Raw genomic sequence first — 19,301 nt, 5'->3', positions numbered from 1 at the left:
CCCGTAGAGGCGGGGGCCCATCTCCTTCCGGTGCCGCTGACGCACCGGTGCATCGATACGCAAGCTCGGGAGATGGGCCCCTGCCTTCGCAGGGGACCGGACCCTTCGGAGGTTAGAATGACCGAACCCGTTGACTGGATGACCCGCGCCAATGCGCGCGCCAAGGGCAAGCGGCCCGATTTTCTGGGTGATCCCGACAAGGAAAAGATGCTTTCGATGCTGATGGCGGTGATCGGCGAGGTGTCGGTGATGCGCGAGCGGATGGACACGATCGAGCGCCTGCTCGACGCCAGGGGGACGATCAGCCGCGCCGATATCGAAGGCTACAGGCCCGATCGTGAGGCCGGTTATGAGCGCGCCGCTATGATCCGCGAATATATCGCGCGGGTCATGCGTGGGCCGCAGCAGATGATGGAGGCGATGCAGGCCGACGACAAGCCGGTCGAAGAGCTGAGCCGCGAACTGAAGGACCTGTGATGCAGCACCGCACCGTCAGCGGCAAGATCCGCTACACCAGCAAGAAACCGCACATCATGGACCAGGAGCGCGGACGCGAATGGTTCAGCTTCACGCATCATGGCGATGGCCGGACGATCATGCGCGCGCGCTGCGAGATCGAGGAGCCCGATCCCAAGGTGCTGCGCGACATCGTCTATGGCATCGGTCCCGACATGGTGCCCGAACATCTGCACGTCCACCTGACCGTGGGCGATGCGTTCATGGGGTCGGGCTGGATGCGGCACGATACCGCCGCCGGCGTGATCGAGTGCGAAAGCTTCGGCCCGTCGATCGGGCGGGTGTCACAGCGGGTCGCGGTGGGCGGTCATTTCGATGGCTTCGGCACGCACCCGATCGCAGGCGATGGCTTCATGACCCGGGTGATGGATGTGAGCAAGGGCCCGCACCGGCGCAATGTCCGCTGCTTCCTGCCCTCGCCCGACCATCGCGGCGCCACCCCGCCGCTGATCGCCGAGGTGCTGATCGGCCTCGAATATGTCGGCGAGGAGGAAAAGACGGTGGAAGCCGGCACCTTCGCCTGCCGCCACTACCGCTATATCGACGATCTTGGCCCGGGCATGGGCGGCAACACCCACCCGACCTACGACATGTGGGTCACCGCGGATGCCGATTCGGTGTTCGTCTATGGTGCCATCGACGGCGGCATGCTGGCGCGGTACGAGCTGGTCGAACTGGAGCGGTAACCAGCCCTGGCTTGATTGCCGCAGATTTTGACGCTATATTGCGTCAGGATTTGTGGAGTAGTCGTATGGCAATCCAGAACTATGCCGAACATGGCGCGTTCGCCCCGCGCAAGATCGTCGAGGCTTTGCGCACCACCAGCGACGAGCTCGCGCGGTCGCTCGGGCTGGGCAAGGATGCGATCCAGCGCAAAGACCGGATTGCTTCGGACCGCACCCAGCGCCGCATCCGCCAGATGGTCGAAGTGCTCAACAAGGTGGAGCCGCGGTTCGGCTCGGCGCTGCTCGCCTATGCCTGGTATCGCTCGGAGCCGCTCCCCGGCTTTTCGGGGCAGACGGCGATGCAGCTGGTGCAGGGCAACCGGGCAGACGACGTGCTGACCTATATCGATGCCGTCGACGCCGGCATCCACGCCTGATCCCATGCATTTTGCCGGGCTGCTCTACCGCGCCCACAATCCCGTCTGGTCGCGCGCGCCGCTATCGGGGGAGGGGGCCGCGCGCTTTGGTGGACGCTTCAACCGGATCGGTCGGCCCGCGCTCTACACCTCGCTTGCTCCGGAGACCGCGGTGCGCGAGGCCAATCAGGTCGGCACGCTTCAGCCCGTAACCCTGGTCGCCTATCAAGCCGATATCGGGCCACTGCTAGATGGCCGCGACGAGACTGCCCTAAATCCGTTCGGCATGACACCAGCAGATCTTTCCGACCCCGCCTGGCGTGACCGGATGCTGGCGGGCAAGCCGGTCCCGACGCAGGGTCTGGCAGAAGCCGCGGTCGCGAAAGGCCATGCCGGGATCATCGTCCCGAGCTATGCGCGTGGTGCCCCGGTGGACGCGCTCAACCTCGTTCTGTGGGATTGGGATGGACGGCTCACGCTTGTGGATGACGACGACCGGCTGGGTCTGCGCAACCGCTGACGTTATTTGCCGTTCGACTGTTCTATTCCTGATCGATCGAAACCGGCGGTATAACCATTGTCGCCGACCTTGCCGACCAGATCCGCGCGCAGCGGGGCTTCGGGATAGACGGTGACGGTGTAATCCCCCGCCGATGGATCGAGCCGCAGCGGCTTGATCTTGTCCTGGTACTCCTTCGAGTTCCAGAACGCCTGCGCGTTGGCGAGGCAGGGGAAACGCACCATCAGCACGGTGTAGCCCGCAGGCGGCGTGCCCTCGAAGGTCGCGAGCGGGCGGGGGATGTTGATGTAATAGCCGCCCAGTTTCTCGTACAATTTGCTGTCGGCGATCGCCTTGCCATAAGCGGCCATGCGCTCGCGGTCGTGCGTGGGCCCGGCGATCACCATCACCACCGGAGAATCACACGGCGGTGCGGCGGTCGAGGTGCCATCGGTGGCGGCAGCCATCATCAGCAGGGGGGTAATCATAGAACAGCCTCCGGATCGCGCGAAACGCGCCGTTCGTCACACAAGGTCCGCCTGAACGGCGTGCCATCGCGAAACCATTGCCAGGTGCGCGCGCGCGATTCGCCATCATCGGAAATCTGGATCATCTCGGTGAAGCGCATGCCGGGTTCGTCCTTGCGGTGCAGCGTCAGCATCAGCACGTTGTCGAGCGTTTCCCAGCCATGGCCATGGAAGCGGTCGGTGTCCCACCACAATCTGCCATCGCGCAAGATGCCGCCGAAGCTCAGCCGGTTCTCGCGGCCGTCGGGCCAGATCAGGTGGTTGTGCTGGACATAAGCGAACTCGCCACTTGCGGGAAATTCGCAGCGGGTGCGCATGCGGTGCTGGTCGATCAACTGGCTATCGGCATCGAGATGGCGGTACACCCCGTCCCACAGCCCTTCGTGCGCGAACAGGGCGGGCATGGCCTTGGCGAGCGTATCTCTCATCGCGGGGCGTCCTCTGCATAAGCGGCGAGCGGCAGCGGCGCGCCGGTCTGGCGGATCAGCGCCTGTAGCCGGAAGAAGCGCAGCAGCCCGCTCTCCCCCATGCGCGAAGGACCCATCCCGGAAAGCTTGAACGAGCTGTTCTCCGCATCCCAGACCATCGATGTCATCGATCCGTCGTTGATCGACACCGCGCCCGCTTCCAGCCGCACGGCGACGCTTTCCGCCTCCTCGGCGGTGGCAGCGATAACAGCGGCGGACAGGCCGTAGACGCTGTCATTGGCCTGTTGAATCGCATCCTCGACGTCATCGAACGCGATCACGGGCAGCACCGGGCCGAAGGTCTCGTCGCGCACGACGCCCATGTCCGCGGCCGCATCGGCGATGACTGTGGGCCTCAGATACTGGCCGCCGCCCAGGGTCTCGACGCTGCCACCGGTGAGCACCTTCGCCCCCATCGCCACCGCCTCGTCGATCTGCGCCTGCACCTTCGCCCCCTGAGGACCGAAGATGAACGGGCCAATGTCGCCCATCGCGATATCGGGATAATTGAGCCGCACCTTCTGTGCCGCCTCGACCAGTGCATCGAGGAACGGCTGGTAGATGGTGCGTGCGACATAGATCCGCTCGATCGACTGGCACGCCTGTCCGGTCGCGACGATGCTGGCGCGCAGGGCGAGGTTGGCCGCCTGCACCGGATCGGCGCTGGCGAGAACGATCATCGGATCCTTGCCGCCCAGTTCCAGATTGGCGGGGATGAAGGCGCGCGCTGCCGCCTCTGCCACCTTGCGGCCGGTTGCGACCGATCCGGTGAAGCAGACATAATCGACCGCATCGACCAAAGCCTGACCGGTGGTGGCATCGCCCTCGATGAAGCTCAGCACTGCGGCGAGTTCGGGCACCTTGGCGACCGTTTCCATCAGCGGCGCGATGAAGCGCGGGGTGACCTCGGACGGTTTCACCAGCGCCGCGCACCCGGCGGCGAGCGCGGGGATCGCATCGATGGTGGAGAGCACGATCGGGAAATTCCACGGCGCGATCGCCCCGAACAGCGGATAGGGGACGAGCCGCGTGCTGTTGCGCACGGTGGGGTGCGCGCTGGGCTGGTTGTCGCGGCTGTGCTGCGCGATCAGGCGGGGCGCGAGGTCAGCCCATCGGCGGATCGTGCCGGGAAGGCCATCGACCTCGATCTCCGAAATCCGCCGCCGCCCGGTGTCGAGCGTCAGCGCTTCGAGCAAAGGTTGGCGGTGCGCCACCACCGCCTCGGCCCAAAGATGCAGGATCGCCGATCGCTCTTCGGGGGCCAGCGCCGCCCAGGCCGGTTGTGCTGCGCGCAGCCGTGTTGCCTCGGCCTGCACGGCGGAAGCATCCAGCGGCGCGATTTCGCAATCCGCCTCGCCGGTGCGCGGGTTGATGGCCTTCATGCTTGCGCGCTCCAGTGGTCGAGCAGTTGGCTTCCGGTGGCAAACCACGCGCCCGGCTGCTCGCTGAGCCAGCGCACCAATGCCTCGAACGCGTCGATGCGGTACGAAAGCCCCATGATGTAAGGCGTCAGGTGCAGCGGCAGCATCCGCCCGCCGTGCGTCGCCGCTTCGGTCGCCAGCCAGCCATAGGCATCGCGCATCTGCTGCGCATAGCTGTCGACCGACTGCTGCTGGACATTGATGATCTGGCGGTCGGACAGTTCGTGGTTGAGCGGCAAATTGACGATCCCGCCCGCCTCGGTGGTCATCCGATAGGGCAGCTCATCGTTCACCCAGTCGCACATGTAGACTACACCCGCCTCTGCCAGCAGCCGGGGCGTGGCGAACGACTGAGATCGCGCGATAGAGAGCCAGCCACGCGGGCGCGTGCCGCTCGCCTGTTCGAGCGTGTCCAGCGACTCGGCGATCAGCGCGCGTTCGTCATCCTCGGAAAGGCCCGAGGCGATCGTGCCGTTCATGTCGGTCGAATGCGCGACGATCTCGTGCCCGCCCTGCTTCAGCGCCTCGATGATCGCGGGGTAGCGCGTCGCGATCGCGGCGTTGCACGCGACCGAGACCTTCGCCCCCACCGCCTCGAAGGCATCGAGCAGCCGGAACAGCCCGATCCGTGTGCCATATTCGCGCGCAGTATAGTGGCGATAGTCGGGGTATGCGGTCTGCATATGCCCGGGTGCGCGGAACGGGGTGTCGCTGGGCACCATCGGGAACCACTCGAGGCTGATCACCGGCCAGATCGCGACGATCTTGCCCTCGGGCCAGACGACAGGCGGGCGGGTGAACAGGTTGCTGTAGGGGTACAGATCATGGTCCATGCCGGGGCGGCGGTGGGGGTATTCGAGATAGCCGGGGTCGAGCGTCATGCGACAGCTCCTTCAAACCCCTCTCCCTTGACGGGAGAGGGCAGCGGAGACTTATGAGCGAAGCGAATTAATCGCAGCCGGGAGAGGGTGAGTGCAACCGCTCCACCCTCTCTAAGTCCGGCTAGGCGGGCAAGCCGCCAAGCCTGCCTATTCTCTCCCGTCGAGGGAGAGAATGTTTGCGTCAGCATAGCCCTCATGCCTGCTGCTCCCGCCAGGCATCGACGATCTCGCCCGCAGTCGCGATCCACGCGCGGCCGTCCGCTGCAATATGCCGCAGCACCTCCTCGAACGGACCGATGCGGTGCGGCTGGCCGATCAGATAGCTGTGCAGCGGGATGCACATCACCGTGCCGCCGGGGCCGTCTTGCGCCTCGCCCTCCTTCGCCAGCCGCTCGAACTGGCGGATCAGTGTATCGGCATAGTCGCGCGGGCTCATGTTGTAGATGAAGAAGCCGTAATGGTCGTTGACCTCAAGGCTGTAGGGGATCGCGGTCAGCCGCCCGGATGCAGTCTTCACATCGGTGGGCTGGTCGTCGTGATACAGGTCGCAGGTGTAATCGAGGCCATATTCGGCGATCAGGTCGAGCGTGCGCGGGGTGTGGGTGAGCGCGGGCGCAAGCCAGCCGCGGATGCGCTGCCCGGTCGCGCGTTGAACGGTCGCAATGCTGTCCTCGATGATGCTGCGCTCCTGCGCCTCGTCCATGCCATAGCTGTAGCGGGTGTTGTAGATGCCGTGGCTGAAGAACTCCCACCCGCGCTGGCGGGCGTCCTCGACCACTTCGGGAATATGATCGCATAGCGCCACCGACAGGCTGACCGATCCGGGAAAGCCGTGCCGCGTCATCACCTCGGCCATCCGCCAGTGGCCGACGCGGTTGGCATGGTCGCGGTGCGCATAGCCGACGACATCGGGGTGCGGCTTGGTCCAGCTCTTGCGGTGCGGATTGGCGGGCGGGTCGATCTCGTAATATTCAAGGTTGGGCGCGACCCACACGGCGCAGCTCTTGCCGCCGGGCCAGCGGACCTTGGGGCGCCCGCGCCAGGGGGCAAAGTCGTAGAGTTGCGGGTCGCCGTGCACCGCCTCCATCACCGCGCCTCCAGCCAGTCGATCACCGTCTGCACCGGCTCGACATCGGCGTATTTCAGCTGCAGGTCGGTGAGGTTGGCGAAGTGATAGCTCTCGTGCTTGTCGGCGCAGGTTTCGATGGGCACGATGGTGCGATAGCCGTGGCTCAAGGCATCGACCGCGGTCGCCCGGACGCAGCCCGATGTGCTGCCGCCGGTGACGACGACGGTGTCGACGCGGTGGAATTGGAGATAGCTCGCCAGCGGGGTCTCGAAGAACGCGCTGGGCATGCGCTTGGTGTAGTGGAGGTCGTGTGGTCCGAACTCGCAGCGCGGATCATAGGCGTGGCGCTCGCTGTCATAGCGGATGTTCTGCAGGCTGTCGGGGATGTCGGTGCGTGTGCCCCAGACGCCTGCATCGGCGGCATCGTCCTTGTAGGCGACGCGGCTCCAGATCACCGGCATGTCCTTCTCGCGTGCCAGTCGCGAGATGGTGTTGATGTGTTCGATCTGGCGGGGGTCGGTCTCGTAGGCGGTCTTGAACATGTCGATCCGGGTATAGGCCTGCTGCACGTCGACATTGATGATCGCGAGCTTTTGTCCAAAACCGAACTTGTTGCGCGCCGGATTGGCCATCACCGCTTCGAACAACTGCCTTGCGGTCTTGTCCTCGCGGATCATCCGGGTGCCGACAATCTCCATGGTTCCTCCACTTATTTCCGATTCGAGAGCATAATAACAAAAAAGGGCTTGTCGAGATGAATTTGTCCGGACAAATTAGGGCATGACTCGGATCACCCGCCACTATGTCGATGTGCCGCTGCCCGATGGCCAGCGTCGTCGCGTGCATTACCGCATGGCGGGCAGTGGACCGCCGCTGCTGATGGTCCACCAGAGCCCGCGCAACAGCGGCGAATATGCCCCGTTGATGGAGCGCTGGGCCGACCATTTCACCTGCATCGCGCCCGACACGCCGGGTTTCGGCCAGTCCGACCCGCTGCCGGACATTGCCGACATCAACGATTTTGCCGATGCGCTGGTGGATCTGATGGACGCGCTGGGGCTGCCGGCGTGCCCGGCTTATGGCTTCCATTCGGGCGGGATCATCCTGGTGACCGCGCTCAAGCGCTATCCCGAGCGGTTCACCGGGCTTGCCATCGGCGGCTATGCCATCTGGACTCCGCAGGAGATGGCGGTCTTCGGGCAATCCTATCTGCCGCCGTTCCAGCCATCGGCCTATGGCGAGCATCTGGTGTGGCTGTGGAACCGGATCCTCGAGCAGAGCTGGTTCTTCCCCTGGTTCGATGTTCGCGATGCCGCACGGCTTCCCGGCGCGCATGCCGATGTCGCGCGAGTCGATATGGCGGTCCGCGAGATGCTCGATGCGGGCGATGCCTATCGCGCAGGCTATGGCGCGGTGCTGCGCGCAGCCCGCGACATTCCGCCGCCCGATGCGGCAACGCCGCCGGTGCTGATCAGCGCCTATGACGGCGATCCGCTGCAGACGCATATCGACCGGCTGGGCGATATGCCTGCGCTCTGGCGGGCGCAGAAATGCGCCACCCCAGCCGATCATCAGGCGCTCAGCCTCGATTTCCTGCGTGCGTTGCCGCAGGCCGCAGCGGTAACCCCCGTGCAAACCGCCGATGCGGGCTTTGTCGGTATCGACACCGGCGATTTTTGCGGCCTGATCCACTGGCGGGGCGACCCTGGCGCGGGCGTGCTGCGTCTTCATGCGCCGGGGGAAGAGCTTGCCGCTGTGCCGCCGGCCGCGCTGGCGATCGATCTGCCCGGCCATGGCCTGTCCGACGGCTGGGCGGGCGCGGCGCCGACACTCTGGGCGCCCTGGCAAAAGGTGATCGATGCGGTCGCCGGGCATTTCGGCATCGGCGATATCCGGCTTCCCGACACGCCGAAGGGGGATCCCGCGCTGCTGTTCCCCGATCTTTCGCCCGACCGTTATGGCACGCACCTGATCCGCGCATGGCAGATCGTGCGCGCGCGGCACTTTTTCGTGCCGCATCATGCCGTCGGTGCCGCCCAGGCGATCGCGTTCGACCCTGTGCACATCACCCCGGACTATCTGGCACGCGAACACCGCGCACTGCTGCGCGCGACAGCGGCGCGTGCATTGTGCGAAGCCCTCAACACCCGATAAGGAGCAAGGATCATGGGAATACGCGAAGACATGCCGATACTGGCGCGCCACGAAGGCGTGTGGGACGGGGTGTATACCTATTACAACGCCGCCGGCGAGAAGATCGACGAGCACCAGAGCCGCTTGTTCTGCCGTTTCCCCGATGACGGGCCTTTCCCCTATCACCAGACCAACCATTACACCTGGCCCGACGGCCGCACCGAAATCCGCGAATTCCCTGCAGACTATCGCGACAAGCGGGTGTGGTGGGACAATGATCTGATCGTCGGCTGGGCCGCCGAGGTCGGGCTCGACGAATACAACCGCACCGTGATGCTCTACTGGCAGCGTCAGGGCGACCCCTCGCTCTATCTGTACGAGATGATCCAGATCTCCGACGACGGCAACTCGCGTTGCCGCACCTGGCACTGGATCCGCAACGGCCTGCTCGAGACCCGCACCGCGATCCAGGAGACCCGCGTCAGCCATGACTGGCGCGCGGTCGAAGCGGAGATGGCGGCGGGTGCGTGAGCGGCATCTGACCAAACCTTTTCCCTCGATGGGAGAAGGATACGCAGCCTTGTCGGCTTTGCCGACTAGGCGCAGTTGGATGAGGGTGAGCGGCGTCGCGGCAACGCTGGCGCGGCGCATTCACCCTCACCCAGCTTCGACTAGGCTCGCTGTGCTCGCCAAGTCTGCGCAACCCTCCCCCATCAAGGGGGAGGGAAATCGATGACCACCCTGTTCGACCGCATCTGGGACGCGCACGTCGTGGCATGCCTGCCGGGCGGCGCGGCGCTCGTCGCGATCGACCGGGTGCTGCTGCACGAGCGCACCGGCGCAGCGGCGCTTAATGCCTTGCGCGATGCCGGGCGGACTGTTGCCGATCCGGGCCGCGTGTTCGCGCTGATGGACCATATCGTCGATACGCTTCCCGGGCGCACCGACCGCACGCTGATGCCCGGCGGTCAGGCGTTCATCACCGAAACGCGCGCGGCAGCGCGGGCAGCGGGAATCAGGCTGTTCGATGTGGGCGATCCCGACCAGGGAATCATGCACGTGGTCAGCCCAGAGCTTGGCATCGTGCTCCCCGGCCTCACGCTGATCGCGCCCGACAGCCACACCTGCACGCAGGGCGCGCTGGGGGCGCTGGCTTGGGGGATCGGATCGTCCGAGGCCGAGCATGCGATGGCGACCGGCACCCTGCGGCTGACCCGCCCCAGGGCGATGCGCGTGACGTTCACCGGGACGCCGGCGCCCGGGGTCACCGCAAAGGACATGATGCTGTCACTTATCGCGGCTTATGGCGCAGGCGGCGGGGCGGGGCATGTCGTCGAATTTGCCGGGCCTGCGGTCACCGCGCTCGACATGGAAGCGCGGATGACATTGTGCAACATGGCGACCGAGTTCTCGGCCTTTGCCGGGCTGATCGCGCCCGACAGCGTCACCTTCGCGTGGTTGAAGGGCCGCCGTTATGCGCCGCAGGGTGCGGATTGGGATGCGGCATTGGCGCAATGGCAGACGCTGCGCAGCGCCGATGATGCCGCGTTCGATGCCGAGATCACGATCGACGCCGGTTCGATCCCACCGATGGTCAGCTGGGGCACCAGCCCGCAGGCGAGCGTTGCGGTCAGCGGCAATGTGCCGGCCGACGCCGGACAAGCAATGCTCGACTACATGGCGCTCGCCGCCGGGGCGCCGCTGATCGGCACACCAATCGATGCCGCGTTCATCGGCAGTTGCACCAATGCCCGGCTTTCCGATCTGCGCCGCGCCGCTGCCTTGCTCAAGGGCCGCCATGTCGCCCCCGGCATCCGCGCGATCTGCGTGCCCGGTTCGAGCGCGGTCCGCCGCGCCGCCGAGGCCGAGGGGCTCGACCGGGTATTTGTGGACGCAGGCTTCGAATGGCGGATGAGCGGCTGTTCGATGTGCTTCTTTGCTGGTGGCGAGAGCTTTGCCGAAGGATCGCGCGTGATCTCCTCGACCAACCGCAATTTCGAGAGCCGCCAGGGGCTGCGCGTGAAAACCCACATCGCCAGCCCCGAAACCGTCGCCGCCAGCGCGATCGCGGGTGCCATCGCCGATGCGCGGGAGCTCGCCCATGGCTGAACCTTTCACAACGCTGACCTCGATTGCCGCGCCTTTGCTGCGCGACAATGTCGATACCGACGCGATCATCCCCTCGCGCGAGATGAAGAGCACCGGCAAGACGGGGCTTGCGGGCGGGCTGTTCGCGGGCTGGCGCTATCTCGATGCGGAGCGAAACCCCAACCCCGATTTCGTGCTCAACCAGCCTGAATACAGCATGGCCGCGCTGCTGCTGGGCGGACGCAACTTCGGTTGCGGGTCGAGCCGCGAGCACGCCGTCTGGGCGCTGGCCGAATACGGCATCCGCTGCATCATCGCGCCCAGCTTTGCGCCGATCTTCCACGGCAACTGCATCCGCAACGGCATCGTCCCGGTGGTGCTGGCCGCCGAGGTGATCGCACCGCTCGCAGGGCAGCAGGTGCATGTCGATCTCGCCGCGCAGGCGGTCAGCGCCGGGGATGCGACCTTCCACTTCGAGATCGACGGAGAGGCCAAGGCGATGCTGCTCGAAGGGCTCGATGCCATCGACCTCACGTTCAAACACCGCGCGGCGATCGCCGCGTTCCACGCGCGCGACCGTTCGCAGCGCCCCTGGGTCTATCTGGAGCAGAACCATGCCTGACGTGCTGATCAGCGAGGTCGGCCCGCGCGACGGGTTGCAGAGCATCGACCGCGTGATGCCGACCGAGGCGAAGAAACGCTGGATTGCGGCTGAAGCCGCCGCAGGCGTGCGCGAGATCGAGGTGGGCAGCTTCGTGCCGCCCAGCCTGCTCCCGCAAATGGCCGACAGCGCCGAGATCGTGGCATACGCGCGGACCATTCCCGGGCTCAACGTCGTGGCGCTGGTCCCCAACGCCAAGGGCGCGGCGCGGGCGGTGGAAGCGGGCGCGCATGCGATCTCGATCCCGTTCTCGATGTCCGAGACACACAGCCTCAAGAATGTGCGCAAGAGCCATGCTGAGATGCTCGAGGAGATCGCTGCGATCGCCGTGCTGGCGCGTGAAGGGGGCGTGCATTTCGCGGTCGGCCTTTCCACCGCGTTCGGCTGCACGATGGAAGGCCCGGTCGACGAGGGCGCCGTGGTGCGGCTGGCGGTCGCGGCGGCCGAGGCCGGCGCGCAGGAGTTCAGCCTTTCGGATACCACCGGCTATGCCAACCCGGCGCAGGTCAGGCGGCTGGTCCGCGCTGTCAGGGCAGAGGTCGGCGCGGAGCGGATGACCACGCTGCATCTGCATAACACGCGCGGGCTGGGGCTTGCCAATGCGCTTGCCGGGCTCGACGAGGGAATCACCACGCTCGATTCCTCCCTCGGCGGGCTGGGTGGCTGTCCTTTCGCGCCCGGCGCTTCGGGCAATATCGTCACCGAAGACCTGGTGTTCATGCTCGAGGCGATGGGGGTGGATACCGGCATCGATCTCGACGCGCTGCTCGCGGTGCGCGCCATCCTCGCCGAGGCACTGCCGGGCGAACCTCTCTACGGCTTCACCCCCGATGCGGGGCTGCCGCTGGGTTTTGAAAGGCAAACCGCATGACCGGTCCGCAACCGCTCAAGAACCTCAAGGTCGTCGAGTTCACGCATATGGTGATGGGCCCGGCTGTGGGCGCGATCCTCGCCTCGCTGGGCGCCGAGGTGGTGCGGGTAGAGCCGATCGGTGGCGACCGTACACGCAAGCTGATCGGATCGGGCGCGGGCTATTTCCCGATGTACAACCGCCACAAGGCGAGCATCTGCCTCGACCTCAAGTCGCCCGACGGGCTGGCGGTGGCGCGCGATCTGGCCGCTGGTGCCGATATCCTGATCGAAAACTACCGCCCCGGGGCAATGGACCGGCTGGGGCTTGGCTATGAGGCGCTCGCTGCCAGCAACCCGCGGCTGATCTTTTGCAGCGAGAAGGGCTTTCTCCCCGGACCCTATGAGGAGCGCACTGCGCTCGACGAGGTCGCGCAGATGATGGGGGGCCTTGCCTATATGACCGGACCGCCCGGACGCCCCTTGCGCGCGGGGTCGAGCGTCATCGATGTCACCGGCGGCATGTTCGGGGTGATCGCGATCCTCGCCGCGGTCGAGGAGCGCCATCGCACGGGACGGGGGCAGAAGGTACAAAGCTCGCTGTTCGAGACCACCATCTACCTGATCGGCCAGCACATGGCGCAGCTTGCGGTGACCGGCAAACCGGCGGCGCCGATGCCCGCGCGGATCAGCGCCTGGGCGATCTACGACGTGTTCGAGACCGCCGACGACAAGCCGATCTTCATCGGCGTGGTCACAGATGCCTTGTGGGAAAAGTTCTGCGCGCTGTTCGGGCTCGACGATCTGTGGGCGGATGAGAGCATCCGCGAAAACACCGCGCGGGTGCTGGCGCGCGACCGGATCATGCCGCAAATCCGCGCGCTCGTGCAGACGTGGAAGCGCGACGATCTGATCGCCAGGCTCGAAGGCACGGGCCTGCCGTTCGCGCCGATCGGACGGCCCGAGGACATGTTCGACGATCCGCACCTGCTCGCCAGCGGCGGGCTCGAGCCGGTGACCTTGAGCGACGGGAAGACCACGATGCTGCCGACGCTGCCGATCGAGATGAACGGCGCGCGCCCCCATGCGCATGCGGCGCTACCGGAGGCGGGCGCGGATACGAAGAGCGTGCTGGCGGGGCTGGGTTATGACGAGGCGAGGATCGAGGCGCTGCTGGCAAGCGGCGCGGTGGAAGGACAGGGATGATGGGCTACAACAATCTGTGGATCGTGATGGTGCCGATGGCCCTCTGCGCCTGCACCGCCCACGCGCAGGACAAGCCCGCGACCGCCTCGCCCCCCAGGTCTCCAGGAGTCGAAGCGCCCGCGCAGCGGCTGCCCACCGATATCCGCCGTGTCACGCTGATCGTGCGCGACATGGAAACCTCGCTGAGGCTGTACCGCGATGTCGTCGGCCTGCAGGTCAATTACGATACCGTCGTCGAGACCAGCGGCGTTGCGCTGCCCGCAGGCGAGCCGGGGGCCAAGGCGCGGCTGGTGCTGCTCAATTCGAACGATCCGTTCATCGGCTGGATCGGGCTGATGCAGTGGGTCAGTCCGCCGCTGCCCGATCCGGGGCCTTATCCCAAACGCATGGGGCCGGGCGGCACGGTGATCGTGATGAACACCGATGATGTCGATGGCCGCTGCGCCGCCGCTGCCAAAATCCGGGGCGTCACCATGACCGCGCCGCCCAGGATGCAGGAATATCCGGGGCGCAATGGCGGTCCGGTGATCCGGGTGCGCGGGTGCAACTTCTTCGACCCCGATGGCACGTTGATCGAGATGAACCAGATCCTCAAATAACCGCGCCAGATTCTCTTCTGCCCCATGCATCGCATTGCCGCACCGGCGCGTAGGTGGCGCAACGGCGCGAGTGCGCCTGGTTGGCGCGCGACCTGAAAGGCCCCCATGGCCCTGTAATCCGTGCGTTGATCGATGATCAGCAGGAGCTACGCATGACAAAATCCGCGCACGAAACGACCACCGGCCAGGGCGGCGAAACCCATCAGCAGGCGAGCGGCGACACCCGCGTGCTTACCACCAACCATGGCATGCCGATATCCGACAACCAGAACAGCCTGAAGTCCGGCGCGCGCGGCCCCACGCTGCTCGAGGATTTCGTGCTGCGCGAAAAGATCTTCCATTTCGACCACGAGCGTATCCCCGAGCGCATCGTCCATGCACGCGGCACCGGCGCGCACGGCGTGTTCGAGGCGACCGACGACATTTCCGACCTGACCCGCGCGGCCGTCTTCACCAAGGGCGAGAAGACCGAGGTGTTCGTGCGCTTTTCCACCGTGGCGGGCGGCGCCGGATCGGTCGATACCCCGCGCGACGTCCGCGGCTTTGCGGTCAAGTTCTACACCCGTGAGGGCAACTGGGATCTCGTCGGCAACAACATCCCGGTGTTCTTCATCCAGGACGCGATCAAGTTCCCCGATCTGGTGCATGCAGTGAAGATGGAGGCCGATCGCGGCTATCCGCAGGCGGGCAGCGCGCACGACACCTTCTGGGACTGGGCGTCGCTGATGCCCGAATCGACCCATATGCTGATGTGGGCGATGTCCGACCGCACCCTGCCGCGCTCGCTTCGCATGATCGAAGGCTTCGGCGTCCACACCTTCAAGATGGTCAATGCCGCTGGCAAGGCGAGCTTCGTCAAGTTCCACTGGAAGCCCAAGCTCGGCATCCAGTCGACGATCTGGGACGAGGCGCTGAAGCTGCAGGCGGCGGACAACGACTATCACCGCCGCGATCTGTTCGAAGCCATCGACGGCGGCGACTTTCCCGAATGGGAGCTCGGCATCCAGGTGTTCGACCAGGAATTCGCCGATGCGCAGCCCTATGACGTTCTCGATGCCACCAAGCTCATCCCCGAAGAGGATGTGCCGGTGCGGATCATCGGTACGATGACGCTCAACCGCAACGTCGACAATTTCTTCGCCGAGACGGAGCAGGTCGCCTTCCTGCCGACCAACATCGTTCCGGGAATCGATTTCTCGAACGATCCGCTGCTGCAGGGCCGTCTGTTCAGCTATCTCGATACGCAGAAGTCGCGTCTGGGCACGACCAACTTCCACCAGATCCCTGTCAACGCCCCGCGCTGCCCGTTCGGCAATTTCCAGCGCGATGGCATGATGCAGACCATGGTCCCCAAGGGCCGCGCCAATTACGAGCCCAACTCGCTTGCCGAGCATGGCGAGGAAGCAGGGCCGCGCGAAAGCGCCGCCAAGGGCTTTGCCACCACCAATCTCGCCAGCGGGCCGGACGAGCAGGGCGACAAGCTGCGCGTACGCGCCGAGCTGTTTGCCGATCATTACAGCCAGGCACGGCTGTTCTATCGCTCACAGACCGAGAATGAACAGGCGCATATCGCCTCGTCGTTCGTGTTCGAGCTGTCGAAGGTCGCTGATCTTGATCAGGTGCCCGCGCGCATGGTCGCCAATCTGCGCAACGTGGACGAGGATCTGGCCAAGCGCGTCGCCGATGGCCTGAACATCGAGCTTCCTGCCAAGGCGGAAGCTGCGCGCAAGCCGGTCGACATGAAGCCTTCGGACAAGCTGTCGATCCACAAGAACATGAAAGCGACGCTCAAGGGCCGCAAGGTTGGCGTGCTGATCGCCGACGGTACCGATGCAGGCGAACTCGACACGCTGACCAAGGCCATCGAAAACGCCGGAGCCATCGTGTTCGTCGTCGCGCCCAAGGTGGGCGGGGCGAAGCTTTCCGACGGCAAGCTGCGCAAGGCCGACGGCCAGCTCGCCGGAAGCCCCAGCCAGCTGTTCGATGCGGTGGCGATCGTGCTCTCGGACGACGGCACCAAGATGCTGCTCAAGGAAGGCGCTGCTGTGCAGTTCGCGATGGATGCCTTTGGCCACCTCAAGGCGATCGGGCATTCCAAGGCGGCCAAGCCGTTGCTCGACAAGGCAGGCGTCGAACCCGATGCGGGCGTCACCGGCACTGGCGACGATTTCATCAAGGCCGCAGCAACGCGCTTTTACGACCGCGAACCTGGCGTGCGCATGCTCGCCTGATTCACCTTAACCTGACTTATCCCGATCCGGGCGGTGCCAGCGGCATCGCCCGGATTTTCTATCAGACATCCTCGCCAGCCGCGCGCGCGCGTTCGACCACGGTGCGTTCGGCCAGCGGCACGCTGCGATAGGCGGCAAGCAGCAGCGCGATCCCCGCAGGCACGATCACCAGGATCGACAGCACGCCCGTCGACAGGCTGCCGGTGACCACCGACATCTGCCCGGCAAGATAGGGCCCGAGCGCCAGCCCGAACAGGGTGGTTGCGAGGAAGAAGGTCGCGGTCGCGGTGCCGCGCATCCGCGGCATCACCAGATCCTGCGTGGTTGCAGCCGCTGCCCCCAGTGCCGAGCTTGCAAACATGTTGGCGAGCGAGGCGAAGATGGCAAAGCGCACGAAATCCATATCCGATGCAGGATCGGAAGCCGTGGTGAAGGCCAGGTAGATCGGAATGACCGGCGTGAGCAGGCCGAAGGCGATGACCATGATCCGCCCCGATTCATGCCGCGCCCGCAGCCAGTCGGACATCCGTCCGCCCATGATCACCCCAAGGAAGCCACCCGCCGCGCCGCCGCCGCCGAGCCAGAAGCCGATCCGCGCGGTCGATTCGCCGAGCACCTGCGCCGCATAGCTGGGGCCGAATGCGGTCGAGGCATAAGACAGGAAGGCGACGCAGCCATAGCCCAGGATGGTGTAGAGAAATGCGGGCGATCCCCAGATCAGCGCAAAGGTGGCCGAATCGCGTCGCCTGAGCGAGGAGGCCCAGGAGAAGACGGCATAATAGCCGACGCCGATGCAGATCCATTGCAGCGTCGCTCCGGTCAGCCAGATCAGCCCGGAGGCGGCGAACGCGATGATGGCGATGGCCGCCACGTTGGTGGCCAGCGCTGCAGCGCCGCGCTGTGCTGCGGAAATCAGCGTGAACGGCGGGATCACCGCGAACAGCTCCTGCAGAAAGCCGCGGAACGGATCTGCTGCCGGAGGGGTAGGCAGGCCATCGACCAGACCGCGCACCGGCTCGCGCAATGTCGCGACCCAGGCCGCGAGGAGCAGCCCGGGGACGCCCACCGCAAGGAACGCAGCCTGCCATCCGACCAGCCCCATCGGGCCGCCGCCGGGATAGGCGTTGTTCCAGCCTGCGACGATGAAGCCGCCGATCATCAGCGAGATGCCGCCGCCGAAATACAGCCCCGCCGAATAGATCGCGAGCGCGGTGCCGCGCATGCGCTTGGGGAACATGTCCGAGATCAGCGAATAGGCAGACGGGCTCGCGGTCGCCTCGCCCACGCCCACGCCCATCCGCGCCAGACCCAGCATCGTGCCGTTCTTGGCAAAGCCCGATAGCGCGGTCATCGCCGACCACACCGCCAGCCCCAGGGTCAGCAACCGCACCCGGTGCCAGCTGTCCGCCAGTCGCCCGAGCGGAATGCCGAACAGGGCGTAGAACACCGCAAAGGCGGTGCCATAGAGGAAGCCGATATCGGCATCGTCCAGGCCCAGGTCCGCCTTGATGTCGGGGGCCAGGATGGTGATGATCTGCCGGTCGATGAAGTTGAGCACATAGACGAGAAACAGGATGCCAAGGCCATACCAGGCATAAGGCGATGCGTGGGTTGCGGCGGACGGGGGCACATCCGCCGGGGCTGCCGGATGATCCGGGTTTGGGGTGTCCAGAGTACCGATTGTTCCCGTCACGTGGCCGCATCTCCCATTGCTTGTTCTTGTCCCGCACCTTGGCTAGCAGAGCGACGGGTTCGTGCAAGCGCCTATCGGGCGCGTGCGACGGAGCGCCGCTGCGCCTTGAGGAAAGAGACCGTGCCATGGCTGAACGACTGCCCGCGATCGTTTTCGTGTGCCTGGGCAACATCTGCCGGTCGCCGCTGGCAGACGGCGCGCTGCGCCACGAGGTCGCGCGGCGCGGACTTGGCTGGACGGTCGATTCGGCAGGGACCGGCGGCTGGCACGCCGGCGATGCGCCCGACAAGCGCGCGATCGCGGTGGCCGCGCGGCATGGCGTCGATATTGCCGGATTGCGCGCGCGGCAGGTGCGGGTGGATGATTTCACCCGGTTCGACCTGATCCTGGCGATGGATCACGACAATCTGGCCGGGCTGCACGCCATTGCTCCGCGCGCGCACCGCGCCGATGTGCGGCTGGCGCTCGATCTGGTCGAGGGACGGACGGGGCAGGCGGTGGCAGACCCCTATTATGGCGATGCGCGCGGGTTCGATGCGACCTGGGCCGACGCGCAGGCGATCGCTCACGCGGTGCTGCGGCATTTCGGTGCGGCAGGCTGATCCGCGTCAGGCGGCGACCGGCTCTTCCAGAGGCGGGGGCTGGCGGCGCAGCAGGCCGATGGCATCGCGCAGCATCTGCGGGGCCAGCATCCGCAGCAGCAGCACATAGCTGAGCGCGCCAAGCCCAGCGAGCAGCGCCAGCCGCGCCATCACCTCGCCCAGATTGCTGTCGAGCGCGCCTGCCAGGCCCACCCGCATCGTCCACACCAGGGCCGCCATCGCCGCCGCGGCGCCGACCCCGGGCGCGCACGCGATCAGCACATCGCGCACCCGCACCCCGATCACCGGGCAGGACTGCCACAATGTAAAGGCGAGCACGAGCGGCATGCCGATCACCCAGCCCATCGCCAGCCCGTTCACGCCGAACTGCACGCCGACCAGGAACATCAGCGGCATCACCACCGCCCCAAAGGCCGAGCAGCGCACCGTGATCCGCGGGTGGCCCAGCGCATTGACTGCGGGCGCCATCAGCACGTGCAGCGTCATGAACGGCATCGCGATCGCGAACAGCTGGACCAGCGGCACCATCTCCAGCCATTTTGCGCCGAACAATGTGTAGACCGCCTCGGGCGCGGTGACCGCCAGCCCGGCATAGACCGGGCAACTGATCAGCATGATCAGCGCAATCGCCTTGAGGAACGCCGCCTGCAGCCGCGCAGGTTCCGCCTGCAGCCGGGCATAAGCGGGGAAGGCAACCTCGTTGAGCGGGGGAATCACCTTGGCGGAGAACATCTGCGCCAGGAACAGCGCCTCGGCATAGAGCCCCAGCGCGTGCGGA

General features: G+C 66.0%; 21 protein-coding genes (1 of these 21 only partly in view). 13 read left to right on the top strand and 8 right to left on the bottom strand.

What is annotated here, in order from left to right; genetic code table 11:
• Positions 1-117: 117 nt before the first annotated feature.
• The 4 genes from B5J99_RS05605 (at position 118) to B5J99_RS05590 (ending at position 2,117) form a co-directional block, all read left to right on the top strand.
• Positions 118-477 (top strand): hypothetical protein, encoded by a 360-nt coding sequence (locus tag B5J99_RS05605; protein WP_054136544.1) that lies wholly within the window; start codon positions 118-120, stop codon positions 475-477.
• Positions 477-1,202: a hypothetical protein gene (locus B5J99_RS05600; RefSeq protein WP_117351815.1), complete on the top strand. Its 726-nt coding sequence runs from the start codon at positions 477-479 to the stop codon at positions 1,200-1,202. Before B5J99_RS05605 ends, B5J99_RS05600 begins: the two co-directional genes overlap by 1 nt.
• A 65-nt stretch (positions 1,203-1,267) precedes the next feature.
• Entirely contained in the window at positions 1,268-1,618 is a 351-nt protein-coding gene (locus tag B5J99_RS05595) for an antitoxin Xre/MbcA/ParS toxin-binding domain-containing protein (protein ID WP_054136542.1), read from the top strand.
• A gap of 4 nt (positions 1,619-1,622) precedes the next feature.
• Positions 1,623-2,117, top strand: a complete 495-nt coding sequence (locus B5J99_RS05590; protein WP_117351814.1) for an RES family NAD+ phosphorylase — start codon at positions 1,623-1,625, stop codon at positions 2,115-2,117.
• 2 nt (positions 2,118-2,119) lie between these two features.
• Here the strand turns inward: B5J99_RS05590 and B5J99_RS05585 are convergent, their stop codons facing one another.
• From B5J99_RS05585 to B5J99_RS05560, 6 genes are all read right to left on the bottom strand, one after another.
• Positions 2,120-2,584, bottom strand: a complete 465-nt coding sequence (locus B5J99_RS05585) for a DUF1330 domain-containing protein (protein ID WP_117351813.1) — start codon at positions 2,582-2,584, stop codon at positions 2,120-2,122.
• The gene (locus B5J99_RS05580; protein ID WP_231684162.1) at positions 2,581-3,051 is read right to left on the bottom strand and encodes a hypothetical protein; all 471 of its coding nucleotides are present in this window, start codon (positions 3,049-3,051) and stop codon (positions 2,581-2,583) included. The genes B5J99_RS05585 and B5J99_RS05580 overlap by 4 nt, the downstream gene beginning before the upstream one ends.
• The gene (locus B5J99_RS05575) at positions 3,048-4,472 is read right to left on the bottom strand and encodes an aldehyde dehydrogenase family protein (RefSeq protein ID WP_117351812.1); all 1,425 of its coding nucleotides are present in this window, start codon (positions 4,470-4,472) and stop codon (positions 3,048-3,050) included. The genes B5J99_RS05580 and B5J99_RS05575 overlap by 4 nt, the downstream gene beginning before the upstream one ends.
• Complete coding sequence (locus B5J99_RS05570) at positions 4,469-5,392, bottom strand: polysaccharide deacetylase family protein (protein ID WP_117351811.1); 924 nt, start codon at positions 5,390-5,392, stop codon at positions 4,469-4,471. Before B5J99_RS05570 ends, B5J99_RS05575 begins: the two co-directional genes overlap by 4 nt.
• 193 nt (positions 5,393-5,585) lie before the next feature.
• Positions 5,586-6,479, bottom strand: a complete 894-nt coding sequence (locus B5J99_RS05565; RefSeq protein ID WP_054136537.1) for a polysaccharide deacetylase family protein — start codon at positions 6,477-6,479, stop codon at positions 5,586-5,588.
• Entirely contained in the window at positions 6,479-7,159 is a 681-nt protein-coding gene (locus B5J99_RS05560) for an isochorismatase family protein (RefSeq protein ID WP_117351810.1), read from the bottom strand. The genes B5J99_RS05565 and B5J99_RS05560 overlap by 1 nt, the downstream gene beginning before the upstream one ends.
• 82 nt (positions 7,160-7,241) lie before the next feature.
• Between B5J99_RS05560 and B5J99_RS05555 the strand changes: the two genes are divergently transcribed.
• From B5J99_RS05555 to B5J99_RS05520, 8 genes are all read left to right on the top strand, one after another.
• On the top strand, positions 7,242-8,615 hold the full coding sequence (locus B5J99_RS05555) for an alpha/beta fold hydrolase (RefSeq protein ID WP_117351809.1): 1,374 nt from the start codon (positions 7,242-7,244) through the stop codon (positions 8,613-8,615).
• Between the two features lie 12 nt (positions 8,616-8,627).
• Positions 8,628-9,125: a hypothetical protein gene (locus tag B5J99_RS05550; protein WP_054136534.1), complete on the top strand. Its 498-nt coding sequence runs from the start codon at positions 8,628-8,630 to the stop codon at positions 9,123-9,125.
• A 201-nt stretch (positions 9,126-9,326) separates the two neighbouring features.
• Positions 9,327-10,703: a 3-isopropylmalate dehydratase large subunit gene (locus tag B5J99_RS05545; protein WP_117351808.1), complete on the top strand. Its 1,377-nt coding sequence runs from the start codon at positions 9,327-9,329 to the stop codon at positions 10,701-10,703.
• Positions 10,696-11,304 carry a 3-isopropylmalate dehydratase small subunit gene (gene leuD, locus B5J99_RS05540; protein WP_245991758.1) on the top strand — a complete coding sequence of 203 codons (609 nt, stop codon included), beginning with the start codon at positions 10,696-10,698 and terminating at the stop codon, positions 11,302-11,304. The genes B5J99_RS05545 and leuD overlap by 8 nt, the downstream gene beginning before the upstream one ends.
• Complete coding sequence (locus B5J99_RS05535; protein ID WP_054136531.1) at positions 11,297-12,214, top strand: hydroxymethylglutaryl-CoA lyase; 918 nt, start codon at positions 11,297-11,299, stop codon at positions 12,212-12,214. The genes leuD and B5J99_RS05535 overlap by 8 nt, the downstream gene beginning before the upstream one ends.
• Entirely contained in the window at positions 12,211-13,398 is a 1,188-nt protein-coding gene (locus tag B5J99_RS05530) for a CaiB/BaiF CoA transferase family protein (RefSeq protein WP_117351806.1), read from the top strand. Before B5J99_RS05535 ends, B5J99_RS05530 begins: the two co-directional genes overlap by 4 nt.
• Positions 13,395-13,997, top strand: coding sequence for a VOC family protein (locus B5J99_RS05525; RefSeq protein ID WP_117351805.1), 603 nt, complete (start codon positions 13,395-13,397; stop codon positions 13,995-13,997). The genes B5J99_RS05530 and B5J99_RS05525 overlap by 4 nt, the downstream gene beginning before the upstream one ends.
• 152 nt (positions 13,998-14,149) lie before the next feature.
• Positions 14,150-16,228 carry a catalase gene (locus B5J99_RS05520; RefSeq protein ID WP_117353375.1) on the top strand — a complete coding sequence of 693 codons (2,079 nt, stop codon included), beginning with the start codon at positions 14,150-14,152 and terminating at the stop codon, positions 16,226-16,228.
• Positions 16,229-16,289: 61 nt separating this feature from the next.
• Here the strand turns inward: B5J99_RS05520 and B5J99_RS05515 are convergent, their stop codons facing one another.
• The gene (locus B5J99_RS05515) at positions 16,290-17,921 is read right to left on the bottom strand and encodes a spinster family MFS transporter (RefSeq protein ID WP_425456450.1); all 1,632 of its coding nucleotides are present in this window, start codon (positions 17,919-17,921) and stop codon (positions 16,290-16,292) included.
• A 125-nt stretch (positions 17,922-18,046) separates the two neighbouring features.
• Between B5J99_RS05515 and B5J99_RS05510 the strand changes: the two genes are divergently transcribed.
• Positions 18,047-18,523 (top strand): low molecular weight protein-tyrosine-phosphatase, encoded by a 477-nt coding sequence (locus B5J99_RS05510; RefSeq protein ID WP_054136527.1) that lies wholly within the window; start codon positions 18,047-18,049, stop codon positions 18,521-18,523.
• 6 nt (positions 18,524-18,529) lie between these two features.
• Here B5J99_RS05510 and B5J99_RS05505 read toward each other — a convergent pair whose 3' ends face one another.
• On the bottom strand, positions 18,530-19,301 hold the 3' portion of the coding sequence (locus tag B5J99_RS05505) for a lipopolysaccharide biosynthesis protein (protein ID WP_117351803.1). It continues 743 nt past the right edge of the window; the window shows 772 of its 1,515 coding nt (coding positions 744-1,515); its start codon lies beyond the right edge, outside the window; its stop codon occupies positions 18,530-18,532.

This window comes from Blastomonas fulva, assembly GCF_003431825.1.
Lineage (GTDB): Bacteria > Pseudomonadota > Alphaproteobacteria > Sphingomonadales > Sphingomonadaceae > Blastomonas > Blastomonas fulva.
This window is presented reverse-complemented; position numbering and strand designations above follow the sequence as displayed.